Source organism: Desulfobacter sp. (genome assembly GCA_028768525.1).
Lineage (GTDB): Bacteria > Desulfobacterota > Desulfobacteria > Desulfobacterales > Desulfobacteraceae > Desulfobacter.
On record CP054837.1, the window covers coordinates 5,634,541 to 5,657,207 of the forward strand.

Genomic DNA, 22,667 nt, shown 5'->3' on the forward strand with positions numbered 1-22,667 from the left:
ATGCTGCCTAATTTTAAACCCATTGAGGAGAGGTAGATCTTGTTTGGTACATACTGGAAACGGCTGTTTTTTTCAATTTTGTATGGCATTTTCATTCTGGCCTGTATTGCCGGCGGCGGCGCTTTTTTGAAGGCGTCCGCAGCGGTTAAAAAAAACAAACCCGTAATTTCCGAACTGGAGTTCAAGGACGCCACGGTACAGGATGCGGTGCGGGTGGTGTCCGAACTCACCGGGGAAAATATTGTGGCCACCACGGAAGCCGGTGAAAAAATGGTTACCCTGTTTGTGCGGAACCTGGGGGTCACCGACGTGGTGGACGCCGTCTGCCGCATCGCAGGGCTATGGTACCGGCACAATCCAAAAACAGGGATTTACGTTGTCATGACCACCGAGGAATACCAGCGGGACATTGTGGTGTTCCGGGACGAACCCACCCGGATGTTCAAGCTAAAATACATGAATGTGGGGGTCGCGGCCCGGACCATTGCCGATTTGTTCGGGGACCGGGTGGAACTCAAGGGCAAAGCCGACCGCCATCTGGGGGACGACTATGTGGTGTCGAATACCTATACCCGGTTCACTTCCAATTATGACGAGGGGAAAATGGGGGATGAGGAAGACGACGACGATGATGATGAAGAGAGCAGCAGTAAAAATAAAACCAATGAAAAGGATCTGGGGGTCCAGGGCCTGGAACTGACCCCGGAACAATTGGCCCGGCTCAGCCGCAGCGGCGTGGCCGGGAATTCGCTGATCTCCGCCGGGGTGGTGGGCCAGGTAGCCCAGCGAACCGAAGCCCCAATTTATGTCACCGTAAACCGGATGCATAATATGCTTTTTGTGCGCACGGCCGATGAAAAGGCCATGGCCGAGATCGCCGGTATTATCAAAGATTCCGATCAGCAGGTGCCCGAGGTGCTGTTGGAGATGAAGGTGCTGGAGGTGGAACTGACGGATCAGTTTGAATCGGCATTTGACCTTTCCCAGATTTCCGGCAGCCAGCAGACCGGCCCCGACGACGGGCATAACGCCAACCCACTGAATCAGGAGGCGACTTCATCGGGACGAACCCTTCTGGGCCTGGGAAATTTTGATGTCCAGGAAGGGTCCACCATGATTTTTCAGGTCCTGTCCGGGAATCTGCGCATGCGGCTGCAGCTGCTCCAGGACAACAACAATATCCGGTCCCTGGCAACCCCCATGCTCCTGGCGGCAAACAACCATCCTGCCCGCCTGTTCATTGGGGAGGAAACCATTATTACCACGGGGTTCAGGACCCAGGTGGTCGAAAGTACCACCACCACCGGAGTGGTGGTGAATAATGTATACCCCGTGCCGGTCACCGAGAAGGAGAATGTGGGAAATACCCTGACCATCCTGCCGTCAATCAATGCGGACCGCTCTGTGGTTATGCGCATTGCCCATGAAAATTCCACGGTGAATGTGAACGGGGGGAAAATCCCCCTGCTGGTGGGAGGATCTGTGGAAAATGTCCCCATCGACACCATTGACACCTCCAACCTGGAAGGCACGGTCCTGGCCCAGGACGGGATGACCGTGGCCGTTGGCGGGATGATGCGGACCTCCTATACGGATACCGAATCCAAGGTGCCGGTGCTCGGCGATATCCCCGGCCTGGGTTTCTTTTTTAAAAACCAACAGAAAATTCAAAAGAAAACCGAGTTGGTGCTGCTGATCACCCCCCATGTACTTACGGCGCCGAAAGACGGCCAGGACATTTCCCGGGATCGTTTGAGCGAACTTGATTATTCCAGTGAAAGCGTCGAGGCTTTCCCCGTCGGTGTAAAGGAGGGTGCCGGAGAGGCCCTGACCGGTCTGCCCGCCATGGGTGTGCCGGCAGATGGGGCAGATGACCGCAAACGCTTCATCGATATGACCTCCGTGGCTGTAAAGCAGCTGCGTCTTCCCTTTGATCTGCGCCAGCCAAAGGGGAATGTCCGGCCGGTGCACATGGCGGCCCTGGGCCATGTCCGGGTCTTTGACTACAGGGGGATCACCACTGAGCCCATTGCCGCCTGGACCGACGGCCGGCAATACACCACGGCCCTGAAGGTTACCAATACAACCCCCATTGCCCATCCCCTGGATGTGGCCGCCCTCAACCGCCCCTGGCTGGCCGCCACCCTGGAAAAGCAGGAACTGGCCCGACGGGGCAAGGCCGGGGATTTTACTTACCTCTACCTGATTTCCAGCCGGTCCTTTGAGCAGGAAATCCGTTTAACGGGGCATACGAAATGAACGTACTGAACGGGAAAGGGGCCGCCCGCTTCCATTGCTTTTTATGTTTGGCTTTTATCCTGTTTACCTGCAGGGGAAGCATCTGGGCCGGCAGCCTGCCCCGGGCCATGACCCTGGTTTTGAATCCGGGCACGCCCGTCAGCCGTACCGTGTCCTTTTTTCCTGCCGGGGAAACGGTTAGAAAACAAACAATGGATCTCTCTGGGGCCATGTCTGGCCTAATTGCATCGGTTAACCGGACAAAGAAGCCTTCCGCCGGGAAGGAGCCTTTGCCGGCCCATGATAAGAGAGGGGGTGAAACCATTCCGGTTAAACCGCATCTGCCCAAGGATGCCCACGAATATTCCAATCGGTTTTCCCTGAATGCCGGATACCGAAATGATAAACTGTTCTGGACCATTGCCGATTCTGATAACGAGCCCAACATCTTGTCGGAACTCATCTGGGATAACCTTCACAGTTCGGTTGTTTCGGGGCAGTTTCGATGGAGCAATTCCAGGCACCTTTATATCCGGGGGGGAATTGAGATCGGTGCCATTGCAGGAGGGGAAAATCAGGATTCCGATTATGGAAAAAGCAACAGGGTAGAAGAATTTTCCAGATCCCATGCCGATACCGGCGGTTCTATGTTTGACGCCAGCCTGGGAGTCGGGTTCCGGTTTGACATCCCCTGGCGGTTGAGTCCTGCCCCTTTGCGGATCATTCCCCTTGCCGGCTACTCCTTTCATAATCAGGAACTTGAGAATACCAACGGGGTGCAGGTCGTTTCCGCCCATGGAAATACCATGCCCCTGGGACCGTTTCCAGGGCTTCAAAGTGAGTACGACGCACAATGGAAAGGGCCCTGGATCGGTTTTGATATAGAGGTGCCCATGGGGGATCATCATGGGATTACTGCCGGTTTTGAATACCACAGGATCCGTTACGAAGCAGAAGCCGACTGGAACCTCAGGACCAGTTTTGCCCATCCGGTCAGCTTCCGCCACAGGGCAGACGGAGAAGGCTGTTTTTTCTCCCTGGGGTATTGGTACAAGCTTTCTGACAGATGGAAGCTGAATTTAAGCGGGAATTACCGTGCCCTGGACACCGATCCGGGGACAGATACAACATATTTTTCAGACGGTAGTCAGGGAAGTACTGGGTTAAACGAAGTCCAATGGAAATCCTGGGGGGTTAGCCTTGGGTTTTCCTATGAATTTTAACAGATATATAGAAACGGAAACTGAGACGAAAATGAAAATGGATTTGGTACCGCAGAAAGCGGATTTTTCACCGGTGATGGAGCGCCTCAGCCAGGTGGTGCTGGGCAAGGAAGAACAGATCAAGCTGGCAGTGGCCTGCCTGCTGGCCCGGGGGCATCTGCTCATCGAGGATGTGCCGGGCCTGGGCAAGACCGTACTGGCCCACACCCTGGGCAAGACTTTAGGGCTGGATTACCAGCGGGTGCAGTTTACCTCGGACCTGCTCCCCGGGGATATCATCGGGGCGTCCATTTACGACCGGAACCGGGGGGCGTTCCATTTCAGCCGGGGGCCGGTATTCACCCAGCTGCTTCTGGCCGACGAGATCAACCGGGCCACGCCAAAATGCCAGAGCGCCCTGCTGGAGGCCATGGAAGAGCGCCAGGTATCTGTGGAGGGGCGGCCCAAGGAACTGCCCAGGCCCTTTTTCGTCATTGCCACCCAGAATCCCACCGAACAGACGGGGACCTTCCCTCTGCCCGAGTCCCAACTGGACCGGTTCCTGCTGAGGATTTCCATGGGATATCCCAATAAGGCGGCGGAACTTGATCTGCTGGCCGGGGAGGACCGGCGCCGGATCATTGAGGACCTGGACCCGGTGCTTTCTCCTGAACAGCTGATTGTTCTCCAGACACGGGTGGAATGCGTCAATGCCTCCAGGGCTGTTCTTGAATACCTCCACCGCATCCTTGAATTTACCCGGAACAGCGAAAGTTTCCAGACCGGGCTGTCCACCCGGGCAGGGTTAGGCATACTGCAGGCGGCCAAGGCATGGGCCGTTGTCCACGGCCGGGACCTGTTGCTCCCCGGGGATATCCAGGCGGTGCTGCCTTCGGCGGCGGCCCACCGGCTGGTGCCCCTGGCAGGGACAATGGATGCGGACCGCATCGGAGAAGAGATCATTTCCAAGGTGGATGTGGAATAATGGCCGGGGCGGTGAAAAAGTTTTTGGACCGGCCCTTGTCTTTCCGACGGCGGCCCCGGGTTCCGGGACAGATCCGCCTGGGGGTGAGTTCCCCGGGCCTGGGTTTTTTCGGCCTGATTCTCTGCGGGTTTCTCATGTCCGTGAATTTTTCAAACAATCTGATCTTTGCCATGACCTTTCTGCTGGTCGCCATTGCACTGGTGGGCGGGTATGCCACAAGGGTCAATCTGGCAGGGCTTACTCTGTCGGACTGGCGCACCGAGCCGGTCTTTGCCGGAGGAGAGGCCCTCTACACCCTTTCACTTGGGGAAACCTGCGGCCGGAACCGGTTTGCCCTGGCCCCTAGAACCGGCAGGGCCATACAGGGGGAGGAGATTCACCTTGAAAAAGGGGCCCGGGTCCGACTGGTCCTGAAACGGCAGGCTCCCAGGCGGGGGCCCCTGGGGCCGGCTCCTGCAGATATTTCCAGCGGGTTTCCCCTGGGCGTGTTCAGGGCCCGGCTCATATCCGGGGACCTGCCCGGAACCCTGGTTTATCCGGCCCCCGCCGGAAACCAGCCCCTGCCCGAGCAGCCCTCCGGGACCCAGGCCCATATGTCGGCAGAATCCGGCACCTTCAAGGATATGCGGCGGTATGCGCCGGGTGACCCTTTAACCCGGGTGGACTGGAAGGCCTTTGCCCGGTTTGACCAGCTTTACACAAAGGTGTTTGACGGGGCCAGGGGGGATACGGCCCTCTGGTTCCGGTGGGAGGATGTCCATGTGCAGGATACCGAGGCCAGGATTTCCCAGCTCTGCCGCTGGATCCTGGACACCCATAAAAAAAATCTGGAATACGGCCTTGAGATCCCGGGCACCCGCATTGAACCGGCCCGGGATGAAGAACACCTGGGTACCTGTCTGGCGGCCCTGGCCCTCTATGGGATAAGGAAGGGAAGCGGGGAGGGGAAGGGAAAATCTGGTGGGAAAAAGCAGTGGAAACGATTTGGAAAAGGGGGGGCATCATGAATTATTACCATATTTGGGTGCTGATCACCTTGATCCTTGCTGCCCTGCCCAGCCTGGTCCGGCTGCCCCTGTGGGTGGGGGGGGCAGCCCTTGCCGGCGGCATCCTCCACTATGCCGGGCCCTGGCGGACCAGGCTGCCGGGGAAACTGGTTTCCGTCCTGCTGCTGGCCGGGACCTCGGCCGGGATCTGGCTCAGTTTCGGCGGGTTCTTCACGGGAAACGCCGTACTCAGCTTTTTCATTGCCGTGGTCTTTCTCAAATGGGGGGAATCCCGAACCCGGCGGGATTATCTGCTGCTGATATTTGCCGCCGTCATCCTTGCGGCGGCGGGGGCCCTGTACTGGGAAAACCTCATGAGCCTGATCCATATGCTGGTGGTGGTTTTCGCCCTGACAATCAGCCTGGTGGCCATCCACATGGAGGGCGCCGGGCTGAAGCAGATTTTTCTGGTCCGGTCGGCGGGGAAACTGTTTTTCCTGGGCCTGCCGTTGATGCTCCTTCTTTTCATGACCTTTCCCCGGATTCCCGGGCCCCTCTGGGACCTGGGCCTGGCCTTTGGCCTGCCCATCAAGGCCATGATGGACCGGGGCAACGGGGAGTTCGGCAAGGTCAAAACCCTTCAGCCCGGCGGCATCCAGCGGGCCAAAAAGGAAGACCAGAATGTACTGGTGGCCGAGTTCGAAGGGGCCGTGCCCTTTAAAAGCCGGATGTACTGGCGGGGCCCGGTGTTCTGGGAGTTTGACGGGGAGACCTGGACGCTTCCCGAGGGGTGGGACAATCGGACAAAGCTGCTGAGAACCGCCATTAAATCCAAAAAACGGCTGGATTACGAACTGCGGTATAAAAAGAACCCGGTGCGCTATACCCTGAGGACCATGCCCAACGGGGGGCGCTGGCTCTACGGCCTGGACGTGCCGGCGGGGCCTGCCCCCGAGGCTTTTATTTCCAGTGAATTCCAGCTGCTGAGTATCAGGAAGATCGACGACCACGAACCCAAGTTTAAAATGACCTCCTATCTGGATTATGCCTTCGGGGTCCAGCTTACCCGTGAACAGCGGCAGCGGGGCCTGGCCTGGCCGGAGAACACCAACCCCAGGCTCCTGGCCCTGGGCAGGGAGCTGGGGGAAAAATATAAAACCTGTGAAGAGATTCTCCACCGGGCCTATGAAATCCTGGCCGGGGGAGAATACAGGTATGAGGACGGCCATATCATTCAGCCGGGGCCGGATCTGCTGGACCGCTATTTTTTTGAGGAGAAAAGGGGCGGGGCCGAATACCTGGCCGGATCCTTTGCCATGCTCATGCGGGCGGCCGGGGTGCCGGCACGGCTGGTGAGCGGATACCGGGGGGGAACCATCATCGCCCTGACGAACTTTGTCATTGTCAAGCGCTCCGATGCCCATGCCTGGGTGGAGGTCTGGAATGAAAACAAAGGCTGGGTAAGGGTGGAGCCCAAGGATATTGTGCTGCCTCCTGAGGAAAAGAAAGCCGATCCCGGGGCGGAAAAGACCAAAGCTGCCTCCGCCGTGGAGATGAAAAAGGCTGAAACCGACCGGTCCTTGAATATCAGGGAAGAAGACCGGTCCCCGGAATCCAGGAAGGTGCCGGCGCCGGCGGTCCCCAGGGCGGACAAATGGACCCTGCCCGACTGGTCCTCCCTTTTGGGCAATATGCAGAAATGGGTGATCAATTATAACCCGGACCGCCAGATGGACATCCTTAAAGGGGTGGGCATGGAAGGTTCGGACTGGCTGGATCTCATGATCACCGGCGTGGCCGGCGTGGCCCTGGTCCTTATGGCTTACCTGGGGGCGGCCTGGTGGAAGAACCGGGCCGAAATCGACCGGGTGGGCAAAAGCTGGGTCAAGTTCCGCAACCGAATGGAAAAACTGGATGCAGGCATGGGCCTGCGGGAGTGCCCGGGAATTTACATGGACCGTGTTGGCAGTGAAAAGCCGGAACTGGCAGATGCCACAGGGGATATCATCCAGCGGTATATTGATATCCGGTACGGGAACAACCATTCCCCAGAGTCGTCAGCCCTGTTCCGGCGCCAGGTGGACCGGTTTATTTCCATGACTTAAAAAAGACGCGACAAAGGAAAAAAGATGAGACAGATTATTATATTGTTCCTGCTGGCCGCTGTGTTGGCATGTTCGGCCTTAACCGTTCCGGCCTGGGCCAAACCCAAACAGGGTGTGACCGAGGACTACGCCCCTGTGGTTTCCTATATTATTGAGCAGGGGGAGAACGCACTGGAAGCCTATTCGCCGGCCAGCGGGGTGATCACGGGTAACAAGATTTCCCGGCTCTATTTTGACGTATTTGAAACCACGGGCATGGAATTTACCCTGGGGCTCAAGGACAACGCCTTCATGCTCCAGATCGAATCCAAATTTTCCATGCTCATCTCCCAGGCCATGCGGGGGGACGATAAGGCGAAACTGATGGCCTCATGGGGAGAATTGAAGACCGATCTCACCTATGCGGTGGACCATTATTCCTCCGGGGAAAAGATGCAGACCTTCTGGGGACGGGCCACGCAGTCCTTTATTATCCTTTTCAGAGAGGGGATCGAAGCCATGCTGGTGGTGGCGGCCCTGGTGGCTTACCTGCGCCGGTCCGGCTACTCGGACAAGGTGAAAATTATCTGGCACGGGGTGGCCTGGGCCCTGGCAGCCAGCGTGGCAGCGGCCTGGGCTCTGAATTCCCTGATCAATGCCTCCGGGGCCGGCCAGGAGGCCATTGAAGGGGTGACCATGCTTATTGCATCTTTTGTCTTGGTTTATGTCAGTTATTGGCTCACGGCCAAAAAGGATGCGGACCGGTGGCAGGCCTTTATCAAAGAAAAGATGGACGATGCCATGGGAAAAGGCAGTCTGTTTGCCCTGGGGCTGGTTTCCTTTCTGGCTGTATTCAGGGAGGGGGCGGAGACCATTTTATTTTACCAGGCACTGATCGCCGGCACCACCGGGGAACTTACTGCCATCTGGTCGGGCATGGCCATTGCGGCCGCCGGCCTTGTGGCGGTTTACCTTTTGGTGCGGTACGCTTCGATCCGGCTTCCCATCGGCCTTTTTTTCGGGGGTACGGCGGCGCTGCTTTTCGCCATGGCCTTTGTGTTCACGGGGCAGGGAATTATGGAACTGCAGGTTTCAACCATGATCCCCACCTCCCGGCTGCAGGGCTGGCCCATGATCACCTGGCTGGGTATATTCCCCACCCTGGAGACCCTGGTTGGACAGGCAATGGTACTGGCTGTCATACCGGCCGGGTGGGTATGGATTCAGGTAAAGAAGAAAAAGGCTGTGGCAGCGGCCTGACGAGATTTGGCGTCAATGCGGGAAAAAGGGCCCTTTTCCCCGCATGCCGGATTTTAGATTAATTAAGACCTTATTTTTCCAGTCCGGCGATAAATGCCTTGAATTTTTTAAAGGTGGCGTTGGTCATGGCATGTTCCATGCGGCAGGCGGTTTCGTCTGCCGTTTTTTCATCCACGCCCACATGTTTGAACAAGAACTCTCTAAAAACAAGGTGACGTTTTTCGATTTCCTTGGCTATTTTTTCTCCCTTGGGGGTCAGGGTGACATAGCCGTAGGGTTCGTAGTTGATCAATTCCTGGGCCGCCAGTTTTTTGAGCATGCCGGTGACCGAGCCCCGTTTTATATCCAGTTTTTCCGCAATATCCTTTGACCGGGCAACGGTCTTGGTGGTCTGCAGATCGAGTATGGTTTCCAGGTAGTCTTCCAGGCTTTCAGAAAGGTCAAGTTCTTTTGTCATCGCTAATCTCCATTAAAATTCTTAATGTTTATTATATTTCTTTAATTAGTAAGTCAATTGGTTATTTAATTCGGCTTTTCAATATTGTTGTTGACTTGGGTAAAAGTTATGTGTATAAAACTTTCGCTTTTATTATCCAAAACAAAGTTTTAACAAACAGGAGAATGTGATGGGGACAATTAATTTAAGACAAATGAAAGTTGATCAAACCGGTGTGATCGCATCGGTGAAAGCCTCCGGAGAGCTGGGACTGCGAATCCGGGAGATGGGGCTGGTACCGGGCAAGGAAATCAAGGTTCAGGGCAGGGCCCCCCTTTACGATCCGGTATCCCTGAGAATCATGGGGTTTACCCTGACCCTGCGGAACAACGAAGCCGATCATATTGAGGTGGAGGTGAATTGATATGGGGACTGCAATTGCATTGGCCGGCAACCCGAATTCCGGCAAAACCACCCTTTTCAACGCGCTGACAGGCGCCCGGCAGCATGTGGGCAATTATCCCGGGGTTACCGTGGAAAAGAAACAGGGGACCTGCATTTCCGATACCCGCACCTTTGAGGTGGTGGATCTTCCGGGGACTTATTCACTGACAGCCTACTCCCTTGAAGAGGTGGTGGCCAGGGATTTTCTGGTGAACGAACGGCCGGATATGATTGTCAATATCGTGGATGCCTCCAACCTGGAGCGAAACCTTTACCTCACGGTGCAGTTCATGGAAATGGGTATTCCCGTATGCCTGGCCCTTAACATGATGGATGTTGCGGACAAGCGGGGGATCAAAATTGATGTGGAAAAATTGTCCGCGGTACTCGGGGTGCCGGTGATTCCCATGGTCGCCCGGGCGGGCAGGGGCCGGGCTGAGTTATTGAGAACCGTTGCGGACAAGGCCGGGGAGGCGCCCAGGCCCTTGAAAATCTCCTATGGGACGGACATTGATGCGGCCCTGGATGAAATGGAAGAAATCATTCTTTCCGCCGGGTTTATGACCCAGATTTATCCGGCCCGGTGGACGGCCCTCAAATACCTTGAAAATGACGAACAGATACTTGAGAAGGGGATGGGGGAAAACCACGGTGTGGCCGGGAAACTGGCAGAGATTACGGCCAGGGTGGCCGGCCACCTGGCCGTGACCCAGGATGTCCACCCCGAAGGCATGATTGCCGACCAGCGCTACGGGTTCATCTCGGCCCTGATTAAACAGAATGTGGTCACCTATGCCCATGACCGGAACCGGATCCGGCGGTCGGACCAGATTGACCGGGTGCTCACCAACCGGTTCGTCGGCCCCCTGATCATGGTGGCCGTTCTCATGGGACTGTATAATTTTACCTTTACCTACTCCGCGCTTCCGACCCAATGGCTGGAAACCCTGTTCGGATGGATCGGCGGCATGGCTGACGCGGCCCTGCCCGACGGCCTGGTCAAGTCCATGATTGTTTCAGGGGTCATTGACGGGGTGGGCGGAGTACTCGGTTTCGTTCCCCTGATCATGTTCATGTTCCTGGGGATTTCCTTTCTTGAAGACTCCGGGTATCTGGCCCGAATGGCCTTTATGCTGGATCGAGTTTTCAGAATGTTCGGCCTCCACGGCAGTTCGGTCATGGCCTTTATCGTTTCCGGCGGCATTGCCGGCGGATGTGCCGTGCCCGGCGTGATGGCGGCAAGGACCCTGAAGTCTCCCAAGGAACGGCTGGCAACGCTGTTGACGGTGCCCTTCATGAATTGCGGAGCCAAACTGCCCGTGTTCGCCCTGCTGGTGGGGGCCTTTTTCTCCGAAAACCAGGCCCGGGTCATGCTGGTCATCACCCTGATCTCCTGGCTGGGGGCCCTGCTGGTGGCACGGCTGCTGAGGTCCACCATTATCAGGGGCGAGGCCACCCCCTTTGTGATGGAGCTGCCTCCCTACCGCCTGCCCACCCTCCGGGGCCTGCTCACCCACACCTGGGAGCGGACCTGGCAGTATATGAAAAAGGCGGGTACGGTGATTCTGGGGATTTCAATTCTGCTCTGGGCCATGATGACCTTTCCCGGGCTTGACAAAGACCAGGCTGCCTCATACCAGGCAAAACGGGATGCCGTTATCCAGGCGGCCCCTGCCGGTATCATGGCCCAAATTGATGCGGCCCAAGGTGAAGACGGGCTTTCCGCCCAGGCCCTGGCTGTCAAGGACGCCCTCGGGGCCATTGACGGTGAAGCGGCCCAGGACGGCCTGCGGAATTCCTTTGCCGGTAAAATCGGTGTGGCCATGGAGGGCATATCAAAATTCGCCGGGTTTGACTGGCGGACCAATATTGCCCTGGTGGGCGGATTTGCGGCCAAGGAAGTGGTGGTCTCCACCCTGGGAACGGCCTATTCACTGGGCGAAGTGGACCCTGAAGAGACCGGGTCCCTGGGCACCCGGCTGGCCGCCGCTCCCGGATGGGGGCCGGTAACGGCCTTTGCCCTGATTATTTTCACCATTTTTTATGCCCCCTGTTTTGTCACCGTGGTCTGTATTGCCAGGGAAACCGGATCCTGGAAATGGGCGGGGTTTTCCGTGGTTTTCAATACAGCCCTTGCATTCGGTCTGTCCGTGGTGACCTACCAGGTCGGGTCGGCTATTTTCGGATAAAGGAGATGGATATGGAAAATATTATCGTTGGCCTGGTTGTGGCCGCTGCCTTTGCCTATGTCATCAAGGGCCTTGTCAAAACCTGGAAAGGGGAGGGCGGATGCAATTGTTCAGGCGGTTGCGGGGGATGTCCCGGAAGCGCCGGTTCCTGCAACCAGAATCCCACATTGTTTAAGTAAAACTCAGTATAACAGTATACCTTCAGCATACACCGCCCCGGGGAAAAGCAAATTTTTCCGGGGCGGTTTTGTTTGTTTATCCCGGGGGATGGAAAGGCTGATGCTGAAAAGAGGTATTGTCTTACCGTTATTTTTGATTATAGTATATGGGTACGATCTTTAACACATCTGTAATACCTGAAAAATGATATATATTGAGGTGATCCATGAGCGATGAGAATAGACCCATTGAACCGGAAATCGTGATTGATGAAGAAGAAAACGGAAAACCCAAGGGCGATCTGGTCACCCAGAGCGTGAAGCCCGATATCCTTTACCTGGTTCCCATCACGGGGCGGCCGCATCTTCCGGCCCAGGTCCAGCCCCTGATCGTCAGCAAAGAGAGATGGGAAGAGACCCTGATGAAAGCGTCCAAGGAATCCAAGAACCTCCTGGGGCTCTCTTACCTCAGCGAGGTCCGGGGAAAATATGTGTACAAAGAAGATTTCCCGGAAGTGGGCTGTGTGGTGCGGATGCTCAATGTGGTGGATGTGGAGGGGAATATCCAGTTCATCGCCCAGGGCCTGGAGCGGTTCCGGATCAAAAAATTCCTCTCGGATAAACCGCCCTTTGTTGTCCAGGTGGAATATTTCTCCCCCCTGGAAGAGAGCGAGGATGAACTCAAGGCCTATGGGATCTCCATTATCGCGGCCATTAAACAGCTGCTTTCCCTGAACCCCTTGTATTCAGAAGATCTCAAACAATATTTGGGACGGTTTTCCCCGGACCAGCCTTCACCCCTTACGGATTTTGCCGCCGGCATCACCACGGCAAAGGGGGATGATCTTCAGGATATCCTGGAAACCAAGTCCATCCTTGCCCGGATGAAAAAGGTGATGATGCTTCTTCAAAAGGAGATAGAGATCGCCAAGCTCCAGACCAAGATCCAGCGGGACATCAACATAAAGGTGGACGACAATAAGCGTAAGTTTTTCCTCAAGGAACAGCTTAAGGCAATCCAGAAAGAGCTGGGGATGCAAAAGGACGACAAGACCTCGGATGTGGACAAGTTCAAGGAAAAGTTCGAGGCCCTGGATCCGCCAGAACATGTGGTCAAGCGCTTTGAAGAGGAAATTGAAAAGCTGTCCATCCTTGAAACCGGTTCCTCCGAATACGGGGTGACCCGGAATTATCTGGACTGGGTGACCTCGTTTCCCTGGGGGGTATATTCCGAGGATAACATTGACATCCAACGGGCTGAGCAGGTATTGAACCGTGACCATGCAGGCCTGTCTGACGTTAAGGAGCGGATCATTGAGTTCTTTGCCGCCGGTGTATATAAAAAGGATATCTCCGGTTCCATTATCCTCTTCGTCGGCCCTCCCGGGGTGGGCAAGACCTCCATTGGCAAATCCATTGCCGAGGCCCTGGGACGCAAATTCTACCGATTCTCCCTGGGCGGCATGCGGGACGAAGCGGAAATCAAGGGGCACCGCAGGACCTATGTGGGCGCGCTGCCCGGCAAGCTGGTCCAGGCCCTGAAGGATACCGAAGTGGCCAATCCCGTGATCATGCTGGACGAGATTGACAAGATCGGGGCCTCCTACCAGGGGGATCCGGCGTCAGCCCTGCTGGAGGTCCTGGATCCGGAGCAGAATGCCGAATTCCTGGACCACTACCTGGACCTGCGGGTGGATCTTTCAAAGGTGCTGTTCATTTGCACGGCCAATACCCTGGACACCATTCCGGGCCCCCTGCTGGACCGCATGGACCGGATCAACCTTTCCGGCTATATCACGGCAGAAAAACTGGAAATTGCCAGAAAGCACCTCTGGCCCAAACTGCTGCGCCGGAATAAGCTTTCCGCTGCCACCATCACCATCACCGATCCCACCATCCGCCACCTTATTGAGGGGTATGCCAGGGAAGCCGGGGTGCGGACCCTTGAAAAGCAGCTCAACAAGATCATCCGCAAAAGCATCGTCCGGATTTTAAAAGAAAAGAAAAAAAAGATCCGGATCAATATCAAATCCCTGGAAGACCTCCTGGGGCCGCCCATATTCAAAGCTGAAAAACAGATGCGGGGGGTGGGCATCGTCACCGGCCTGGCCTGGACCGCCATGGGCGGTGCCACCCTCTCCATTGAGGCGGTCCGGGTCCACGGAAAAAATCCCGGCTTCAAACTCACGGGAAAACTGGGGGATGTGATGCAGGAATCCGCCTCCATTGCCCTTTCCCATGTGAGGGCAAATGCAAAAGCCTACGGCATTGATGAAGAATTTTTTGATTCAAGTTTTCTGCATATCCATGTGCCCGAAGGGGCGACCCCCAAGGACGGTCCCAGTGCCGGCATTACCATCAGCACGGCCCTGGTTTCCCTGGCTGCGGGCAAGTCCATTGACCGGCCCCTGGCCATGACCGGCGAAATCACCCTGACCGGGGATGTGCTGCCCGTGGGCGGGATAAAAGAAAAGATCATTGCGGCCCGGCGGGTGGGCATTAAAGAAATTATCCTGCCAGACGGATGCAGCAGCGACCATAAAAAATTGCCAGAGCATATTAAAGAGGGAATTTTATTTCATTTCGTAAAAACCTATAAGGACGTGTATAAGATTATTTTTAAATAAAAAAGGCCGGGTTAATTTTAGCCCGGCCCCCCCTCATGGCATCCACGCCTTCCCACCTCCCGGGGGAGGCGGATGCCTTTATTTCGCCGCCTCGTACGCCTCTGCAATGGACATTTCATTCCCCTGTATTCTGGAAAGCATATGTTTGCACCGCCAGCCTTCTGGATGGTTGCTGGATGCGGGAAGGACCTGTTGGGTGACGGTGTTGTTCTGCCTTTTTTCATACACGAGGTAGTGGCTGTCGGTCATTTCGTATATATATTTGCCGGAAACCAGCAGGGAAGAGGTGCTGGGAACATCCGCCCGCAGCAGTTTTCCCCTTTTGGAATATTCAGTATAGGTGCTGTCCTGGTTTTTTATATATTTATGGCCGGTGGCAATATCATAGTAGCCGTCCGCAGAAGCTGGCGGGTATGGGGAATCCCCGGCCCAGACGGCTGTTGTACATGCCATTATAAAAATAATTCCCAAAAAACAAACCATGTATTTCATGACCCTGTCTCCTTTCTTATCCTGTTGCGCAGGAAAAGAGCCGTGAAAAGGAAAAGGCGATTTAACAGGCTCATCGTAAGAATTAAGGTTCCTGCAGTGTTTTGCGATGGGCGCAAAGGGCGTCGGCCCTTTATTGCCCGGGGAAGGTGGCCGGGGGAGGTACCTGGAATGATTTCCCGGGCCGGCTGGGATCCCCTGGTATGTTCCCATAAAACAATATAAAAATATATAAAACAATAAGGGAATGCCCTATTTTTATAGGTAAAATTACCTAGTGGGCCAGTGATATTTCACCTTATTGGGGTTCCGGGAACCGGGGCGGAATGATTTCCAGGGGGGTGATCCCCTTTGATACGGCGTATTTTGTAAGGGCCGCCGTGGTGGTCAGATTTAATTTTTTTTTCAGGCTGGCCTGGTGGATCTGCACGGTTTTAGGGCTGATATAGAGTTTTTTTGCAATCTGCCCGGGTTTGTAGCCTTCTGCAATGAGCTGGAGCACCTCCCGTTCCCGGCCTGATAATTTGCCTGCCGCTTTATCCGGGAACGGCCGTTCCGCCATGGTTTTTACCACAATTCCTGCAATCTCCGGGCTGAGCCGGAGTTCGCCTCGGGCCACCGACCGAATGGTTTTGACAAGTTCACCCAAGGGGGCGGATGTGAGCAGGTAGCCCGATACCCCCATGTTGATCATCCGCCATGCATAATGGGGGGCTGAGGATTCCGACAGGGCAATGATTTTTATATTCCCCTGAAGGGCGATAAGCTGCCGGGCAGCTTCGATGCCGCCGGTATCAGGCAGGCGGGTGTCCAGGATAATAATACCGGGTTCAAGGGCCTGGGCCGTTTCCAAGGTTTCTGCAGCGGACTCGGTTTTGCCCACCACCGCCATATCAGGCCGGCTGTTCAGAAAATGGGCAAGGCTTTCCCTGAACAGGCGATTGAGCCCGGCGATGAGCAGGCGTATCCGTTCCATAGATAAATAACGGCGGCACCTTTTTTGGTGTCGCTGCCGTTTCCCTTGCAGATTTTGGGTGATTGGTTAATTCTGAATAGCGCGAACGGCCGGGAGGGTCAAGGAAAAATGGGGCTGCTGCCGTGCAGCCCCGGGATTTTATTTGGTGATCGCCATCAGATATCCGCCCGGATTTTTATCCAGGCGGATTCAGGAATCTGGGCCCCCATGACCTGGCAGACCTCATATCCGCAGGCCGAGCCGAGGCGACCGGCCTTTTCAATGGTAAATCCGTGGGCAATGCCATAGAGGAAACCGGCAGCCCAGAGATCTCCGGCCCCTGTGGTATCCACGGGATCCTTTCCTTTTACCGGCTGGATGCGGGTGGTCTCATTGGCCCGGGAAATGTAACTGCCCCGTTTCCCCACTTTGAGTACGGCATATTCAACATCAGCGGAGAGGGCCTTAAGGGCCTTTTGCTCATCGGTGTGGCCGGTATAGGCCCGGGCCTCATCCTCATTGGCAATGAGGATGTCCACATATTCTTTGATCAGGCCGGGCAGGATTTCCTTTGCTGCCGCCACCACCTCAAAGCTGGCCAGATCCAGGGCAATGAGGGCGCCGGCTGCCTTTGCCGCCTTTACGGCCGCATTCATCAGTTCCGGGTTGAACAGCAGGTAGCCTTCCACCACAGCAATGGCGGTGTCCTTGAAGAGTTCAGGGGTCACGGCTGCCGGGTCCAGTTCAACGGATGCACCCAGATCCGTGAACATGGAGCGCTGGGCGTCGGGAGTGACCACGGAGACCACCTTACCGGTGGCGGTATCGGACAGGCTCAGTTCGGGCTCCACCCCGCAGGCCCGGATCTGGGATTCAAAGGTCTCACCGAATGAGTCCTTGCCCCTGCGGCCGATGAACCTGGCCTCTCCTCCCAGGTTGCCCACTCCCACGATGGTATTGCAGGCGGCCCCGCCGGGGACGATCACAGGATCGCTGCCGGCCTTTGATATGATCTCCTGCTGGATCTCATCGGTGACATAGGTCATGCCGCCCTTTTCCTTGCCCAAGGTTTCCAGGAAGGCATCTGTTTCATTGATGAGCACATCCACCAGGGCTGCACCGATACCGGTAATTCTTGTCTTGCTCATTAGGGTCTCCGTTTTGATGAGTGTTGTGTTTTGTATGGTGCATCATAAAATCCGGGAGTGAATTGTCAAGGCTTTTTATGGTGGTTATACAAATATGAACATATATTGATATATTATTTTGACAACCATTGACAAAGGGTAAATAAAGGCCTATTAATGTGGGGTATTTTAGGCAGATTGTTTCAAAATCTATTTGTTTCAACGTACCTGGTGCAAAGAACTGATACACATAATTCACAGATAAATAAAAGGAGACGGTATGTCAGAGAACAAGTCATTTATGTTTACTTCTGAATCTGTTACCGAAGGCCATCCCGATAAGGTGGCCGATGCCATTTCGGACAGCATCCTGGACGCAATTATGGCGGAAGATAAAAACTGCCGCGTGGCCTGCGAGACCATGGTCACAACAGGCCTGGCCATGGTGGCCGGCGAGATTACCACCGACTGCTACGTGGACATTCCCGAAGTGGTCAGAAACACCATCAAGGATATCGGATACAACTCCTCCAACATGGGGTTTGACTGGCAGACCTGCTCGGTGATCACCAGCATCGACCAGCAGTCCGCAGATATTGCCCAGGGCGTTGACGAAGGTACCGGCCTGTTCAAGGAGCAGGGCGCCGGGGACCAGGGCCTGATGTTCGGCTTTGCCACCAATGAAACCGAAGAACTCATGCCCATGCCCATCATTTACGCCCACAAGCTGACCCGGCGCCTCACCCAGGTCCGCAAGAACGGCGCCCTGGATTTCCTCCGTCCCGACGGCAAATCCCAGGTCACCATTGAATATGTGGACGGCAAACCCAAAAGAGTGGACACCGTGGTCGTCTCCACCCAGCATTCTCCCGATGTCAACTATGACGATCTGAAAGCCGCCATTATCAAGGAAGTCATCAAAAAAGTGATTCCCGAGAACATGATTGACGGGGATACCCGCTTTTTCATCAACCCCACCGGCCGTTTTGTTGTGGGCGGCCCCATGGGCGACTGCGGGCTCACCGGCAGAAAGATCATCGTTGATACCTACGGCGGCCAGGGCAGCCACGGCGGTGGTTGCTTTTCCGGAAAAGATCCCTCCAAGGTGGACAGAAGCGCCTCCTACATGGGCCGTTACGTGGCCAAGAACCTGGTGGCAGCAGGGCTTGCAGACAAATGCGAGGTCCAGGTGGCCTATGCCATCGGCGTGGCCGAACCGGTCTCCCTGATGGTGGATTTCATGGGCACCGGCAAAATTGATGAAACCCGTGCCGCCGATATCGTCAGGGAAGTATTTGACCTGAGGCCCGCCGGCATTATCGAACAGCTGGACCTGCTGCGGCCCATTTACAGAAAAACATCCGCCTACGGCCATTTCGGGCGCAAGGATCCGGATTTCTACTGGGAAAGAACCGACAAAGCTGACCAGATCAGGACCCTGGCCGGGCTTTAAGCAAAATAATAAGGAGTTATTCCATGTCAGACCAAAACGCCATTGCGCTTGACCTTTCCCTGAAATACAAGGTCAAGGATATTTCCCTTGCCGAAGACGGGCACAAGGATATGCAGCTCTCTGAAAAAGAGATGCCCGGCCTCATGGCCATCCGTGAAAAATACGGCCCGGAAAAACCCCTGCAGGGACTGAAAATCATGGGCAGCCTGCACATGACCATCCAGACGGCCATGCTCATCGACACCCTCTATGAACTGGGCGCCGATATCCGCTGGGCCTCATGCAACATCTTTTCCACCCAGGACCATGCCGCCGCCGCCATTGCGGAAAAAGGGAGCGCCGCCGTGTTTGCCTGGAAGGGCGAAACCCTGGAGGAGTTCTGGTGGTGTACGGAACAGGCCCTGATCTGGCCCGACGGTTCAGGACCGGACCTCATTGTGGATGACGGCGGGGATGCCACCCTTTTCGTCCACCAGGGAGTGAAGGTGGAAAAAGATCCCGCCATCCTGGACAATCCCACCCACAGTGCCGACGAACGCTGCCTCATGGAGCGCCTGGCCGTCAGCCATAAAAAGGATCCCCAGCGCTGGACCAAGATTGCCGAGGGCATCCGGGGCGTCTCCGAAGAGACCACCACTGGGGTTCACCGCCTCTACCAGCTGGCTGCCAGCAACGAACTGCTTTTCCCGGCCATCAATGTCAATGATTCCGTGACCAAATCCAAGTTCGACAACCTTTACGGCTGCCGGGAATCCCTGGCCGACGGCATCAAGCGGGCCACCGACGTGATGATTGCCGGCAAAACCGTTGTGATTGCCGGCTACGGGGATGTGGGCAAGGGCTGCGCCGCCTCCATGAAGGGCTATGGCGCCATTGTGCTGGTCACCGAAATCGATCCCATCTGTGCGCTCCAGGCCGCCATGGAAGGGTATGAGGTGGTCACCATGGAAGAAGCCGCCACCCGGGGCGATATCTTTGTCACGGCCACCGGCAACTACCATGTCATCAAAGGCGAGCACATCGAACAGATGAAGGACGAGTCCATCATCTGCAATATCGGCCACTTTGACAATGAGATCGACATGGCTTACCTGGAGAACCATCCCAAGGCAGAAAAAATCCAGATCAAGCCCCAGGTGGACAAATGGGTTCTGGGTTCCGGCCGTTCGGTCATTGTCCTGGCAGAAGGCCGCCTGGTCAACCTGGGCTGCGCCACCGGCCATCCCAGTTTTGTGATGAGCAACTCCTTTTCCAACCAGACCCTGGCCCAGATCAAGCTGGCCAAGGAAGAGCTGGAGGCGAAGGTGTACACCCTGCCCAAGGAACTGGACGAGGAGGTGGCAAGGCTTCACCTCAAGAACCTTTCTGTTTCCCTGACAACGCTCTCCCAGGAGCAGGCGGATTACCTTGGCGTCCCTGTGAACGGCCCCTTTAAACCGGACCATTACAGATACTAAGCCGTCATAGGGTTATAAATAAAAGAGGGCGGATTTCCTTATCCGCCCTCTTTTGTTTTTTGAATCAGCCTGACCACCTCTTTCCGTCCAGGGCCCGGATACCTGGCCCCCGCCGGGTCATTTTTTATTATACAGCGGATCATCCTGGGGGGCGCGGGAAGGGCCGGGTGGGATTTAACAAATTTTTTCAAAAATTCAGGGTTTTCCCGATTTACAACCCATATTCCGTAATGCTATTGAGAGGGCTATCTTTAATCTGACTCTGGAAAGGGCATTCATAAAAGGATCTGAGACCGATGGCCATAGAAAATGCATATCTCCCGCCGGAAGAACGCCGCAATGCACCGAGAACCCCATGTCATTGTATTGTCGATGTCGTTGTTGACGGCCGTCTTTACAAAGAACAAGCCGTGGACATAAGTGATACAGGCATTTTTTTGAAGTCAAAATGCCGTGAAAATTATCATGTTTTCGACGAAATTGCCTTATCATTTCAGTTGCCCGGCCAAAACCCGGTGAAACATTCCGGCATCGTGGCCAGAATAACGGAAGAGGGGATCGGCGTACTTTTTACCGGAATAGACTATCCGGACGTCAACCGGCTGGCCCCCCAGATCGAAGCATTATTTGAAGCCCTTTAAATACCTCTGCCCATTTAAGCCGGTGCGCCTGTATTCTTTTTTCTAACCCGGCGGCAGCGGTTTCAGATCATGGTAGGGTGCATCAAGTTCTATGTTGAAGTGCCTTTTTACCGCATCAAGATACGCTGGACTGTCCGGCAGCGTCACCACCTCTTCCCTGCCGCTGGTGGTTATTTTCAATGTCCTGTCGAGCAACGTGATTCCGCCGCCGGAAAGGGGGCGCGCGGCAACACGGGAAAATGTAAAAAATGTCTTGGGGCTGGTTGAGGTATAATGGTTCCCGTAGGCAATGTCCGCGGGACATACATGGCCCAGATCAAAGCTGTAGAGATCCTTCCACTTACCGTTTTCAAAAGTCTGAAACATGGTGCCGAATTTTCCCCCGTCCGTCAGCCGTATGGTCTGTCCCTCATTTTTGACAGGGGTGTCCAATTCCATGGGCATGGGCATGCGGGGGGAGGTTCCGCCGAACCCGACATCGGCCAGCCACTCCCTGCCGTCAATGGAAATCAGTTCCAGCTGGTGGCCGCGGCCCGAAGGCGTCCCCGTGACATGCACGCGGGCCAGCAGGGCCCGGGCATTGAATCCCAAGGCCAGCAGCGCCTGCAAGAACAATCCGTTCAGTTCAAAGCAGTATCCCCCTCTTTTTTTTAAAACCAGTTTATTGAAAACGGCCTGCGGGTCCAGGTCAATGCCCCGCCCCAGCAGAATATCGAAATTTTCAAACGGGATGCTGTGAAAATGGGCGTGATGCAGTCTCGCCAAGGTATCCGCGGATATATCAAGGGGACCGCTGAAATTAATGCGGTGCAGATAGCTTTCCAGGTCGAATTCATGGGGATTCATATTTGCCCTGCCGGCTCCTCCTTCCATTTTAAATACGGCTTTGCCCGGTGCCCTTCCATGGACCAGCCAATGGCGGTTCTATTCTGGGAAAGCCCTTTTCTTGTGCAGATGCATTTTTCGACAATGCCTGGCAACGGGGAAATTAAATAGCCTTCTGCTGAAAAATGCAACAGCGAAGATTTAAGGCCACCTCTAATAATCGTCTTTTGTTTCGATTTCTTCGTTGCAGTAAAATTTTAATCCTCGAAATATTCAATATATTCCTCTGGTTAAAATTTTACTGCGCCTTGAACTCAAACCAAAATCCTGATTATTAGAGATATCCTTAAGTGAAAATGGAAACGGATTGCCATTAAAATGGCAAAAGTTCAAAATTGTGAACCCGGTGGTCTGGGGTGGGTTTATGGGTGTGAATTGTGATTGTTTCCTCATTAAATCAGGCAGTTATCTTGTTTGGCCTTGCTCTTCTCTTGGTCGAGGGTTCAAAATTTTGAACTTTTGACAGGGCCGGGGACAGGGGAATATTTCGGTTAAAATAAATCCATGGTTTGTTTTGGTTGATAAATCCGATACTTGTCCTTTTTTTTGATATTTTTTTAGAGGGTGGCATCACAGTTGCAATAGTAAAATTTCAAACAAATAGTTTTTTCATCTTTTTTTCCTTTTCCGGAAAAGGCTGCCAGGGTAACCCGGCAGCCTTTTTTGGTTTCAGGGGAAGCGTTATCCCTCTTTCAGTGATTTGATCTTGTCGACGATTTCATTGTTCTCGGGGAATTTACCCGTATTTTTTTTTGAATACACCAGGGTCTCCCCGGCGATAATGTCGTAGACACCGCCTGACCCGGGAACCAGCTCCGGGGTAATGCCTGTTTCGTTTTTAATCAGGTCTGCCAGACCGGCAGCTCTTGGCTGGTAGTTTCAGACGGAACAATAGGTGATTTTTATTTTCATGGCGAATTCCTTTGGGTTGTGGGTTATTGTATCTGAATTTGTAACAGGAATCGGCACCGTGTTCAAATCCTTCCCCCAAAAGATTTGAAAAAGGAATGAAATAAGGTATAGTCCCGTTTTGAAACCGAAAACCTTACAA

The 22,667-nt window shown here is 54.8% G+C and carries 19 protein-coding genes; 13 read left to right on the forward strand and 6 right to left on the reverse strand.

The window, feature by feature from the left end; translation table 11 throughout:
• Positions 1 to 39 precede the first annotated feature (39 nt).
• From HUN04_24875 to HUN04_24900, 6 genes are read left to right on the forward strand one after another with little or no spacing between them, the layout of a single operon-like run.
• Entirely contained in the window at positions 40 to 2,259 is a 2,220-nt protein-coding gene (locus tag HUN04_24875; GenBank protein WDP92778.1) for a DUF3438 family protein, read from the forward strand.
• Positions 2,256 to 3,461 (forward strand): omptin family outer membrane protease, encoded by a 1,206-nt coding sequence (locus HUN04_24880; protein ID WDP92779.1) that lies wholly within the window; start codon positions 2,256 to 2,258, stop codon positions 3,459 to 3,461. The genes HUN04_24875 and HUN04_24880 overlap by 4 nt, the downstream gene beginning before the upstream one ends.
• A 37-nt stretch (positions 3,462 to 3,498) precedes the next feature.
• Positions 3,499 to 4,425, forward strand: a complete 927-nt coding sequence (locus HUN04_24885) for an AAA family ATPase (GenBank protein ID WDP93404.1) — start codon at positions 3,499 to 3,501, stop codon at positions 4,423 to 4,425.
• A complete protein-coding gene (locus tag HUN04_24890) occupies positions 4,425 to 5,432 on the forward strand; it encodes a DUF58 domain-containing protein (protein WDP92780.1) in 1,008 nt (335 codons plus the stop codon). Before HUN04_24885 ends, HUN04_24890 begins: the two co-directional genes overlap by 1 nt.
• On the forward strand, positions 5,429 to 7,516 hold the full coding sequence (locus HUN04_24895) for a DUF3488 domain-containing transglutaminase family protein (GenBank protein ID WDP92781.1): 2,088 nt from the start codon (positions 5,429 to 5,431) through the stop codon (positions 7,514 to 7,516). The genes HUN04_24890 and HUN04_24895 overlap by 4 nt, the downstream gene beginning before the upstream one ends.
• Before the next feature lie 24 nt (positions 7,517 to 7,540).
• Positions 7,541 to 8,755, forward strand: coding sequence for an FTR1 family iron permease (locus tag HUN04_24900; GenBank protein ID WDP92782.1), 1,215 nt, complete (start codon positions 7,541 to 7,543; stop codon positions 8,753 to 8,755).
• Positions 8,756 to 8,825: 70 nt separating this feature from the next.
• Here HUN04_24900 and HUN04_24905 read toward each other — a convergent pair whose 3' ends face one another.
• Positions 8,826 to 9,212, reverse strand: a complete 387-nt coding sequence (locus tag HUN04_24905; GenBank protein ID WDP92783.1) for a metal-dependent transcriptional regulator — start codon at positions 9,210 to 9,212, stop codon at positions 8,826 to 8,828.
• Between the two features lie 169 nt (positions 9,213 to 9,381).
• Between HUN04_24905 and HUN04_24910 the strand changes: the two genes are divergently transcribed.
• From HUN04_24910 to lon, 4 genes are all read left to right on the forward strand, one after another.
• Positions 9,382 to 9,615 carry a ferrous iron transport protein A gene (locus tag HUN04_24910; protein WDP92784.1) on the forward strand — a complete coding sequence of 78 codons (234 nt, stop codon included), beginning with the start codon at positions 9,382 to 9,384 and terminating at the stop codon, positions 9,613 to 9,615.
• Between the two features lies 1 nt (position 9,616).
• Positions 9,617 to 11,824, forward strand: a complete 2,208-nt coding sequence (feoB, locus tag HUN04_24915; GenBank protein ID WDP92785.1) for a ferrous iron transport protein B — start codon at positions 9,617 to 9,619, stop codon at positions 11,822 to 11,824.
• An 11-nt stretch (positions 11,825 to 11,835) separates the two neighbouring features.
• Positions 11,836 to 12,003, forward strand: coding sequence for a FeoB-associated Cys-rich membrane protein (locus HUN04_24920; protein WDP92786.1), 168 nt, complete (start codon positions 11,836 to 11,838; stop codon positions 12,001 to 12,003).
• A 206-nt stretch (positions 12,004 to 12,209) separates the two neighbouring features.
• Positions 12,210 to 14,609 carry an endopeptidase La gene (gene lon, locus HUN04_24925; protein ID WDP92787.1) on the forward strand — a complete coding sequence of 800 codons (2,400 nt, stop codon included), beginning with the start codon at positions 12,210 to 12,212 and terminating at the stop codon, positions 14,607 to 14,609.
• Positions 14,610 to 14,687: 78 nt separating this feature from the next.
• Here lon and HUN04_24930 read toward each other — a convergent pair whose 3' ends face one another.
• The 3 genes from HUN04_24930 to HUN04_24940 all read right to left on the reverse strand — a co-directional run bounded on the left by HUN04_24930 (position 14,688) and on the right by HUN04_24940 (position 17,201).
• Positions 14,688 to 15,101 carry a hypothetical protein gene (locus HUN04_24930; GenBank protein WDP92788.1) on the reverse strand — a complete coding sequence of 138 codons (414 nt, stop codon included), beginning with the start codon at positions 15,099 to 15,101 and terminating at the stop codon, positions 14,688 to 14,690.
• 295 nt (positions 15,102 to 15,396) lie between these two features.
• On the reverse strand, positions 15,397 to 16,074 hold the full coding sequence (locus HUN04_24935; protein ID WDP92789.1) for a response regulator transcription factor: 678 nt from the start codon (positions 16,072 to 16,074) through the stop codon (positions 15,397 to 15,399).
• 155 nt (positions 16,075 to 16,229) lie between these two features.
• Complete coding sequence (locus HUN04_24940) at positions 16,230 to 17,201, reverse strand: adenosine kinase (protein ID WDP92790.1); 972 nt, start codon at positions 17,199 to 17,201, stop codon at positions 16,230 to 16,232.
• Positions 17,202 to 17,460: 259 nt separating this feature from the next.
• Between HUN04_24940 and HUN04_24945 the strand changes: the two genes are divergently transcribed.
• The 3 genes from HUN04_24945 (at position 17,461) to HUN04_24955 (ending at position 20,731) form a co-directional block, all read left to right on the forward strand.
• Positions 17,461 to 18,633 (forward strand): methionine adenosyltransferase, encoded by a 1,173-nt coding sequence (locus tag HUN04_24945; protein WDP92791.1) that lies wholly within the window; start codon positions 17,461 to 17,463, stop codon positions 18,631 to 18,633.
• A 23-nt stretch (positions 18,634 to 18,656) separates the two neighbouring features.
• A complete protein-coding gene (locus tag HUN04_24950) occupies positions 18,657 to 20,090 on the forward strand; it encodes an adenosylhomocysteinase (GenBank protein WDP92792.1) in 1,434 nt (477 codons plus the stop codon).
• Positions 20,091 to 20,386: 296 nt separating this feature from the next.
• Entirely contained in the window at positions 20,387 to 20,731 is a 345-nt protein-coding gene (locus tag HUN04_24955; GenBank protein ID WDP92793.1) for a PilZ domain-containing protein, read from the forward strand.
• A 42-nt stretch (positions 20,732 to 20,773) separates the two neighbouring features.
• Here HUN04_24955 and HUN04_24960 read toward each other — a convergent pair whose 3' ends face one another.
• A complete protein-coding gene (locus tag HUN04_24960; GenBank protein WDP92794.1) occupies positions 20,774 to 21,577 on the reverse strand; it encodes an arylamine N-acetyltransferase in 804 nt (267 codons plus the stop codon).
• Positions 21,578 to 22,297: 720 nt separating this feature from the next.
• Positions 22,298 to 22,471 (reverse strand): hypothetical protein, encoded by a 174-nt coding sequence (locus HUN04_24965; GenBank protein ID WDP93405.1) that lies wholly within the window; start codon positions 22,469 to 22,471, stop codon positions 22,298 to 22,300.
• Positions 22,472 to 22,667: the final 196 nt, after the last annotated feature.

What these genes read in the sequence shown, in the direction of transcription:
- HUN04_24880 (WDP92779.1), top strand. Translation starts at nt 2,256, where the DNA reads ATGAACGTACTGAACGGGAAAGGGGCCGCCCGCTTCCATTGCTTTTTA.
- HUN04_24885 (WDP93404.1), top strand. Translation starts at nt 3,499, where the DNA reads ATGGATTTGGTACCGCAGAAAGCGGATTTTTCACCGGTGATGGAGCGC.
- HUN04_24890 (WDP92780.1), top strand. Translation starts at nt 4,425, where the DNA reads ATGGCCGGGGCGGTGAAAAAGTTTTTGGACCGGCCCTTGTCTTTCCGA.
- HUN04_24895 (WDP92781.1), top strand. Translation starts at nt 5,429, where the DNA reads ATGAATTATTACCATATTTGGGTGCTGATCACCTTGATCCTTGCTGCC.
- HUN04_24900 (WDP92782.1), top strand. Translation starts at nt 7,541, where the DNA reads ATGAGACAGATTATTATATTGTTCCTGCTGGCCGCTGTGTTGGCATGT.
- HUN04_24905 (WDP92783.1), bottom strand. Translation starts at nt 9,212, where the DNA reads ATGACAAAAGAACTTGACCTTTCTGAAAGCCTGGAAGACTACCTGGAA.
- HUN04_24910 (WDP92784.1), top strand. Translation starts at nt 9,382, where the DNA reads ATGGGGACAATTAATTTAAGACAAATGAAAGTTGATCAAACCGGTGTG.
- feoB (WDP92785.1), top strand. Translation starts at nt 9,617, where the DNA reads ATGGGGACTGCAATTGCATTGGCCGGCAACCCGAATTCCGGCAAAACC.
- HUN04_24920 (WDP92786.1), top strand. Translation starts at nt 11,836, where the DNA reads ATGGAAAATATTATCGTTGGCCTGGTTGTGGCCGCTGCCTTTGCCTAT.
- lon (WDP92787.1), top strand. Translation starts at nt 12,210, where the DNA reads ATGAGCGATGAGAATAGACCCATTGAACCGGAAATCGTGATTGATGAA.
- HUN04_24930 (WDP92788.1), bottom strand. Translation starts at nt 15,101, where the DNA reads ATGAAATACATGGTTTGTTTTTTGGGAATTATTTTTATAATGGCATGT.
- HUN04_24935 (WDP92789.1), bottom strand. Translation starts at nt 16,074, where the DNA reads ATGGAACGGATACGCCTGCTCATCGCCGGGCTCAATCGCCTGTTCAGG.
- HUN04_24940 (WDP92790.1), bottom strand. Translation starts at nt 17,201, where the DNA reads ATGAGCAAGACAAGAATTACCGGTATCGGTGCAGCCCTGGTGGATGTG.
- HUN04_24945 (WDP92791.1), top strand. Translation starts at nt 17,461, where the DNA reads ATGTCAGAGAACAAGTCATTTATGTTTACTTCTGAATCTGTTACCGAA.
- HUN04_24950 (WDP92792.1), top strand. Translation starts at nt 18,657, where the DNA reads ATGTCAGACCAAAACGCCATTGCGCTTGACCTTTCCCTGAAATACAAG.
- HUN04_24955 (WDP92793.1), top strand. Translation starts at nt 20,387, where the DNA reads ATGGCCATAGAAAATGCATATCTCCCGCCGGAAGAACGCCGCAATGCA.
- HUN04_24960 (WDP92794.1), bottom strand. Translation starts at nt 21,577, where the DNA reads ATGAATCCCCATGAATTCGACCTGGAAAGCTATCTGCACCGCATTAAT.